This is a genomic window from Ottowia sp. (assembly GCF_035444425.1).
Lineage (GTDB): Bacteria > Pseudomonadota > Gammaproteobacteria > Burkholderiales > Burkholderiaceae_C > Ottowia.
Map to the genome: position 1 here is coordinate 63,846 of NZ_DAOMOQ010000014.1, position 6,720 is coordinate 70,565.

9 protein-coding genes are annotated in these 6,720 nt (G+C 69.8%); all 9 read left to right on the forward strand.

What is annotated here, in order from left to right; genetic code table 11:
- Nucleotides 1-18: 18 nt before the first annotated feature.
- The 9 genes from PK606_RS07795 (at nt 19) to PK606_RS07835 (ending at nt 6,692) form a co-directional block, all read left to right on the forward strand.
- Nucleotides 19-621: a putative antibiotic biosynthesis monooxygenase gene (locus PK606_RS07795; RefSeq protein WP_008328872.1), complete on the forward strand. Its 603-nt coding sequence runs from the start codon at nt 19-21 to the stop codon at nt 619-621.
- Nucleotides 618-1,421: an SDR family NAD(P)-dependent oxidoreductase gene (locus tag PK606_RS07800; protein WP_008328873.1), complete on the forward strand. Its 804-nt coding sequence runs from the start codon at nt 618-620 to the stop codon at nt 1,419-1,421. The genes PK606_RS07795 and PK606_RS07800 overlap by 4 nt, the downstream gene beginning before the upstream one ends.
- A gap of 32 nt (nt 1,422-1,453) precedes the next feature.
- Nucleotides 1,454-2,368, forward strand: a complete 915-nt coding sequence (locus PK606_RS07805) for an acetaldehyde dehydrogenase (acetylating) (RefSeq protein WP_008328875.1) — start codon at nt 1,454-1,456, stop codon at nt 2,366-2,368.
- 13 nt (nt 2,369-2,381) lie between these two features.
- Nucleotides 2,382-3,422 (forward strand): 4-hydroxy-2-oxovalerate aldolase, encoded by a 1,041-nt coding sequence (gene dmpG / locus PK606_RS07810; RefSeq protein ID WP_008328878.1) that lies wholly within the window; start codon nt 2,382-2,384, stop codon nt 3,420-3,422.
- Between the two features lie 12 nt (nt 3,423-3,434).
- The gene (locus PK606_RS07815; protein ID WP_008328880.1) at nt 3,435-4,412 is read left to right on the forward strand and encodes a Bug family tripartite tricarboxylate transporter substrate binding protein; all 978 of its coding nucleotides are present in this window, start codon (nt 3,435-3,437) and stop codon (nt 4,410-4,412) included.
- Complete coding sequence (gene thmT / locus PK606_RS07820; RefSeq protein WP_255347959.1) at nt 4,409-4,621, forward strand: 2-hydroxymuconate tautomerase; 213 nt, start codon at nt 4,409-4,411, stop codon at nt 4,619-4,621. Before PK606_RS07815 ends, thmT begins: the two co-directional genes overlap by 4 nt.
- Nucleotides 4,622-4,684: 63 nt before the next feature.
- The gene (locus PK606_RS07825; RefSeq protein ID WP_008328886.1) at nt 4,685-4,912 is read left to right on the forward strand and encodes a cis-(methyl)benzoate dihydrodiol dehydrogenase; all 228 of its coding nucleotides are present in this window, start codon (nt 4,685-4,687) and stop codon (nt 4,910-4,912) included.
- A 43-nt stretch (nt 4,913-4,955) separates the two neighbouring features.
- Nucleotides 4,956-6,344, forward strand: a complete 1,389-nt coding sequence (locus tag PK606_RS07830; protein ID WP_008328889.1) for an amidase — start codon at nt 4,956-4,958, stop codon at nt 6,342-6,344.
- A gap of 42 nt (nt 6,345-6,386) precedes the next feature.
- Nucleotides 6,387-6,692, forward strand: coding sequence for a hypothetical protein (locus tag PK606_RS07835; protein WP_324562476.1), 306 nt, complete (start codon nt 6,387-6,389; stop codon nt 6,690-6,692).
- Nucleotides 6,693-6,720: the final 28 nt, after the last annotated feature.

Here is a 6,720-nt window from a genome sequence, read left to right on the forward strand (position 1 = left end):
CCTGAGCCGCCTGCACCCATGAACGCACCCGCCACCCCGTCGCGCGCCGTGACCGTGCTGGTCACGCGCCGGGTCGCACCCCAAGGCGTGGCCGGCTTCGAGACGGCCATGGCCGGCATGATCGAGGCAGCGACCCACTTCCCCGGCCACCTGGGCGGCCACCTGGGCGGCCAGCTGGTGCGCCCTGGCGAGGCCGGCGGCGGCGACGAGCCCCTGCTCTACCACGTGGTCTTCGCCTTCGACAACGAGGCGCACCTGGCCGCCTGGCAGGACTCGCCCGAGCGGGCCCGCTGGCTCGCGCAAGTCGCACCCCACACCGTCGGTGCGCAGGAGATGCGCCGGGTCAGCGGGCTGGACTACTGGTTCGCGCCGGCGGGCAGCACCACCAAGGCGCCGCCGCGCTGGAAGGTGGCGATCGTGACTTGGCTGGGCATCTTCCCGACCGTGCTGCTGCTGTTCCTCACCGTGGCGCCGCTGCTGGCCGACTGGCCGCTGGTGCCGCGCACCATGGTCATCACCGTGCTGGTGGTGGTCCTCATGACCTGGGTGGTGGCGCCGCGCCTGACCCGCTGGCTGGCCGGCTGGCTGCACGCCCGTCCGCCCGTAGGAGGGCGCCCATGAGCCCGGCACCACGCCCCCTGGCGGGGCAGACCGCCTTCGTCTCGGGCTCGACCGCTGGCATCGGCCTGGCCATCGCCCAGGCCCTGCTGGCCGACGGCGCCCATGTGGTGCTCAACGGCCGCGGCGAGGCGTCGGTGCAGCGCGCCCTGCAGACCCTGCGCCAACAGCACCCGCAGGCCGAGGTGTCGGGCATCGCCGCCGACCTGGGCACCGCCGCCGGCTGCGAGCAGGTGGCGACCCGGCTGGCCGATGTGGACATCCTGGTCAACAACCTCGGCATCTTCGAGCCCAAGCCCTTCGAGCAGATCGCCGACGCCGACTGGCAGCACCTGTTCGAGGTCAACGTGATGAGCGGCGTGCGCCTCGCCCGCGCCGCGCTGCCCGGCATGCTGACGCGCAACCGCGGCCGCATCGTCTTCATCTCCAGCGAGTCGGGCATCTGCCCGCCGGCCGAGATGGTGCATTACGGCATGAGCAAGTCGGCCCAGCTGTCCGTGGCACGCGGCCTGGCCGAGTGCTGCGCCGGCACCGCCGTCACGGTCAACAGCGTGCTGCCCGGCCCCACGCTGACCGAAGGCGCACGCGCTTTCTTCGACACGCTCGCCGCGCAGCAGGGCCTGAGCTTCGACGAAGCCGCGGCCCGCTTCTTCCGCGACGCGCGCCCCACCTCGCTGCTGCGCCGCTTCATCCGCCCCGACGAGGTGGCGGCCATGGTGGCCTACGTCTGCAGCCCGCAGGCCAGCGCCACCACCGGCGCCGCGCTGCGGGTGGACGGTGGCGTGGTGCGCACGCTCACCTGAACCTTTTTTCTTCTTCCCCCAGGAGTCAACCCATGACCAAAAAAATCAAGTGCGCCCTGATCGGGCCCGGCAACATCGGCACCGACCTGCTGGCCAAGCTGCAGCGCAGCCCCTTGCTCGAACCCGTGTGGATGGTGGGCATCGATCCCAACTCCGACGGTCTCAAGCGCGCCAAGGAGATGGGCATCAAGACCACCGCCGAGGGTGTGGACGGCCTGATCCCGCACATGAAGGCCGACGGTGTGCAGATCGTGTTCGACGCCACCAGCGCCTACGTGCACGCCGAGAACTCGCGCAAGGTCAATGAGCAGGGCGCGATGATGATCGACCTCACGCCCGCCGCCATCGGCCCCTACTGCGTGCCGCCGGTCAACCTCAAGCAGCACGTCGGCCAGCGCGAGATGAATGTGAACATGGTCACCTGCGGCGGCCAGGCCACCATCCCCATGGTCTACGCGGTCAGCCGCGTGCAGCCGGTGAGCTACGGCGAGATCGTCGCCACCGTGTCCAGCAAATCGGTCGGTCCCGGCACGCGCAAGAACATCGACGAGTTCACCCGCACCACGGCCGGCGCGGTCGAGAAGGTGGGCGGCGCCAAGAAGGGCAAGGCCATCATCGTGATCAACCCGGCCGAGCCGCCGCTGATCATGCGCGACACGGTGCACTGCCTGGTCGAAGGCACGCCCGACGAGGCCGCGATCACGAAGTCGGTGCACGACATGATCAAGGAAGTGCAGAAGTACGTGCCGGGCTACAAGCTGGTCAACGGCCCCGTCTTCGACGGCAACCGCGTCTCGGTCTTCATGGAGGTCGAGGGCCTGGGCGACTACCTGCCCAAGTACGCCGGCAACCTGGACATCATGACCGCCGCCGCCGCGCGCACCGCCGAGATGTTTGCCGAAGAAATCCTGAAGGGCGAGCTCGTGCTCGAACCCGTCGCCGCCTGATCCGGAGCACCCCATGAGCCAGCAAAAAATCACCCTGCACGACATGACCCTGCGCGACGGGATGCACCCCAAGCGCCACCTGATGACGCTCGAACAGATGAAGAGCATCGCCTGCGGCCTCGACGCCGCCGGTGTGCCGCTGATCGAGGTCACCCACGGCGACGGCCTGGGCGGCTCCAGCGTCAACTACGGCTTCCCGGCCCACTCCGACGAGGAGTACCTGGGCACCGTGATCCCGCTGATGAAGCAGGCCAAGGTCTCGGCCCTGCTGCTGCCCGGCATCGGCACCGTCGACCACCTGAAGATGGCGCACGGCCTGGGCGTGCACACCATCCGCGTGGCCACGCACTGCACCGAAGCCGACGTGAGCGAGCAGCACATCACCTTCGCCCGAAAGCTCGACATGGACACCGTGGGCTTCCTGATGATGGCCCACATGAACAGCCCCGAAGGCCTGGTGAAACAGGCCAAGCTGATGGAGGGCTATGGCGCCAACTGCATCTACATCACCGACTCGGCCGGCTACATGCTGCCCGCCGACGTGAAGGCCCGCCTGCAGGCCGTGCGCGACGCGCTCAAGCCCGAGACCGAGCTGGGCTTCCACGGCCACCACAACCTGGCCATGGGCGTGGCCAACTCGGTCGCCGCCATTGAATGTGGCGCCACCCGCATCGACGCTGCCGCCGCCGGCCTGGGCGCGGGCGCAGGCAACACGCCGATGGAAGTGCTGGTCGCCGTGCTCGACCGCATGGACGTGCAGACCGGTGTGGACGTCTGGAAGATCCAGGACGTGGCCGAAGACCTGGTCACGCCCATCATGGACTTCCCGATCCGCATCGACCGCGACGCGCTCACGCTGGGCTACGCCGGCGTGTACGGCAGCTTCCTGCTGTTCGCCAAACGCGCCGCCGTCAAGTACGGCCTGTCGGCGCGCGACATCCTGGTCGAACTGGGCCGCAAGAAGATGGTCGGTGGCCAGGAAGACATGATCGAAGACACGGCCATGACCATGGCTCGCGCGCGAGATGCGCGCGAGCAGAAAAAAGCGGCCTGAGGAACGCACCCTATGCAACGCAGAGATTTCATCGCCTCCGTGGGGGCCGGCCTGGCCCTGGCACCCGCCGCTGGTTGGTCGCAGGACGCCTACCCCGCCCGTCCCGTCAAGCTCATCGTGCCCTTCCCACCGGGTGGACCCACCGACATCATGGGCCGCACCGCCGCCAAGGCCATGGGCGACGCGCTGGGCCAGTCCTTCGTGGTCGAGAACAAGGCCGGCGCCGGCGGCAACATCGGCACCGACGCGGTGGCCAAGGCCGCACCGGACGGCTACACCATCGGGCTGTCGGCCATCAGCAGCCTGGCCATCGCGCCCTACCTCTACGACAAGCTGCCGTTCCAGGTGGAAAAGGACTTCGCCCCGATCTCGCTGGTGGGCACCACGCCCTGCGTGATCGTCGTGCACCCGAGCGCACCGTTCGCCGACCTCAAGGGTCTGGTGGCCTACGCCAAGGCCAACCCGGGCAAGCTCGGCTACGCCACGTCCGGCATCGGCACCAGCAACCACCTGGCGGCCGAGCTGCTGCAGTCGGTGGCCGGCATCGAACTCACCAACATCCCCTACAAGGGGTCGAGCCAGATCGTGCCGGACCTGCTCTCGGGCACGGTGATCATGAGCATGGAAAGCTCGCTGGCCACCACCTTGCAGCACATCCGCAGCGGCAAGCTCAAGGCGCTGGCCGTCACCTCGCCCACGCGCGCCAAGGCCCTGCCGGACGTACCGACCGTGGCCGAGTCCGGTTACCCCGGCTTCGCGGTGGAGACCTGGTTCGGCCTGGTCGCCCCCGCCGCCACCCCGGCCGCCGTCGTGCAGAAGCTGCACGACGCCTGGGCCAAAGGCGCCAAGACCGCCGAGGCCCAGGCCGCGTTCGACAACATCTCCGGCAACCTGCGCGTCACCACGCCCCAGGAGTTCGACGCCTTCATCAAGGCCGAGAACAACCGCTGGGGTGCCCTGATCCGCAAGCTGGACATCAAAGCCAACTGACCCAGGAGACCACCACCATGCCGTTCGCACAGATCTACATACTCGAAGGCCGCACGCCCGAGCAGAAGAAGGCCGTGATCGAGAAGGTCACCCAGGCGCTGCACGAGGCCATCGACGCGAAGAAGGAAACCATCCGCGTCTGGATCCACGAAATGCCCAAGGAGAACTGGGGCATCGCGGGCGTCAGCGCCAAAGACCTCGGCCGCTGACCAGGACCGGAATCGCCGCCCAGCGCTACCAGGGGCGCGTGGTGCAGGCGGCCCTGCAGGCCCATGGCCGCGTCGACGCGTCGGTGCACAACGTGGGCGGCACCATCTGGGTGCGTCTCGCCCGGTGCCATCGACAACGGCCAGCGCATCGTGCCGCGCAACCCGCAGCCGCTGAGCGAGGCCGAGACCGGCTGGATGAAAGCCATCTACACCCAGTTGCTGCGCGACACGCCGATGAACCGCCTGGGCACACCAGAAGAGATCGCCGCGGACTTGGCGGCCGGGTGGTGACAATGGGACACACCCTGTTCACCACACCCCGAGGAGAAGGCCCTTGAACGCTGCCCACCTGTCGCTGGCCGAGCACGCCGCCCGCCTGCGCCGCCGCGAACTGACGGCGGTGGCCCTGATCGACACCTGCGCGCAACACCACGCGCGCATGGAACCCCGGCTCAACGCCTACAAGACCTGGGACGGCGCGCGCGCCCGCAGCGCCGCCGCTGCGGTCGACACCCTGCTGGACCAGGGCCAGGACCTGGGCCCGCTGATGGGCTTGCCGGTGTCGGTGAAGGACCTGTACGGCGTGCCCGGCCTGCCGGTGTTTGCGGGCAGCGACGAGGCCCTGCCCGAAGCCTGGCAGGCGGCCGGCCCGCTGGTCGCGCGGCTGCAGCGGCAACTGGGCATCGTGGTCGGCAAGACGCACACGGTCGAGTTCGCGTTCGGGGGTCTTGGCGTCAACGCCCACTGGGGCACGCCCCGGAACCCCTGGTCACCCCACGAGCACCGCGTGCCAGGCGGGTCCAGCGCGGGCGCGGGCGTCTCGCTGGTGCAGGGCAGCGCCCTGCTGGCGCTGGGCACCGACACCGCCGGTTCGGTGCGCGTGCCCGCGTCCATGACCGGACAGGTGGGCCTGAAGACCACCGTGGGGCGCTGGCCGGTCGAAGGCATCGTGCCCCTGTCGTCCTCGCTCGACACCGCGGGCGTGCTCACCCGCACGGTGGAAGACCTGGCCTACGCGTTCGCCGCCCTCGACACAGAGAGCCAGGGCCTGCCCGCGCCTGCCCCGGTGCGCGTGCAAGGACTGCGCGTCGGCGTGCCGACCAACCACTTCTGGGACGACATCGACCCGAGCATCGCCGCCGCCGTGGAAGCGGCCGTTCAGCGCCTCGCCCAGGCCGGCGCGCAGGTGGTCCGGTTCCCGCTGCCGCACTGCGAGGAAGCCTTCGACATCTTCCGCCGCGGCGGCCTCGCAGCGTCCGAACTCGCGGCCTACCTCGACCAGCACTTCCCGCACAAGGTGGAGCGGCTGGACCCGGTGGTGCGCGACCGCGTGCGCTGGGCCGAGCAGGTGTCTTCCGTCGAGTACCTGCGGCGCAAGGCCGTGCTGCAGCGCTGCGGCGCGGGCGCGGCCCGGTTGTTCGACGACGTCGACGTCCTGCTCACGCCCACCGTGCCCGCCTCGCCGCCGCGGCTGGCCGACATCGGCACGGTGGAGACCTACGCGCCGGCCAACATGAAGGCCATGCGCAACACCGCCATCAGCAACCTGTTCGGCTGGTGCGCGCTGACGATGCCCGTGGGCCTCGACGCCAACCGGATGCCGGTGGGCCTGCAGCTGATGGGGCCGCCGCGCGCCGAAGCGCGGCTGATCGGCATCGCGCTCGGCATCGAGGCCCTCATCGGCCAGGGCCACGCGCTGCTGGGCGCGCCCGACCTGCCATAGCCGGCGCGCCCCACCCTCAACCTTTCCAGGCGGAGCCCCCCCATGACCCAGACGCCCAACCAACTCGCCGAAGCGATCTGGGCCGCCCGCCAGGCCGGTCGGACACTGGACGCCGCAGCCACCATCGGCACGCCCGACCTCGCCACCGCCTACGCCATCCAGCGCGCGCTGCTCGGCCTGCGCCTGGCCGCCGGCGAGCGCGTGGTCGGGTGGAAGCTGGGTTACACGTCGGAAGTGATGCGCCGCCAGATGGGCATAGCCCGGCCCAACATCGGGCCGCTGACCGACCGGATGCTGCTGAACTCGGGCGACGCGGTGCACGGGGTCTCCTCGTTTTCAGTGCAATAAGTGACGGTACGAAAAGCTAGCACTGGCG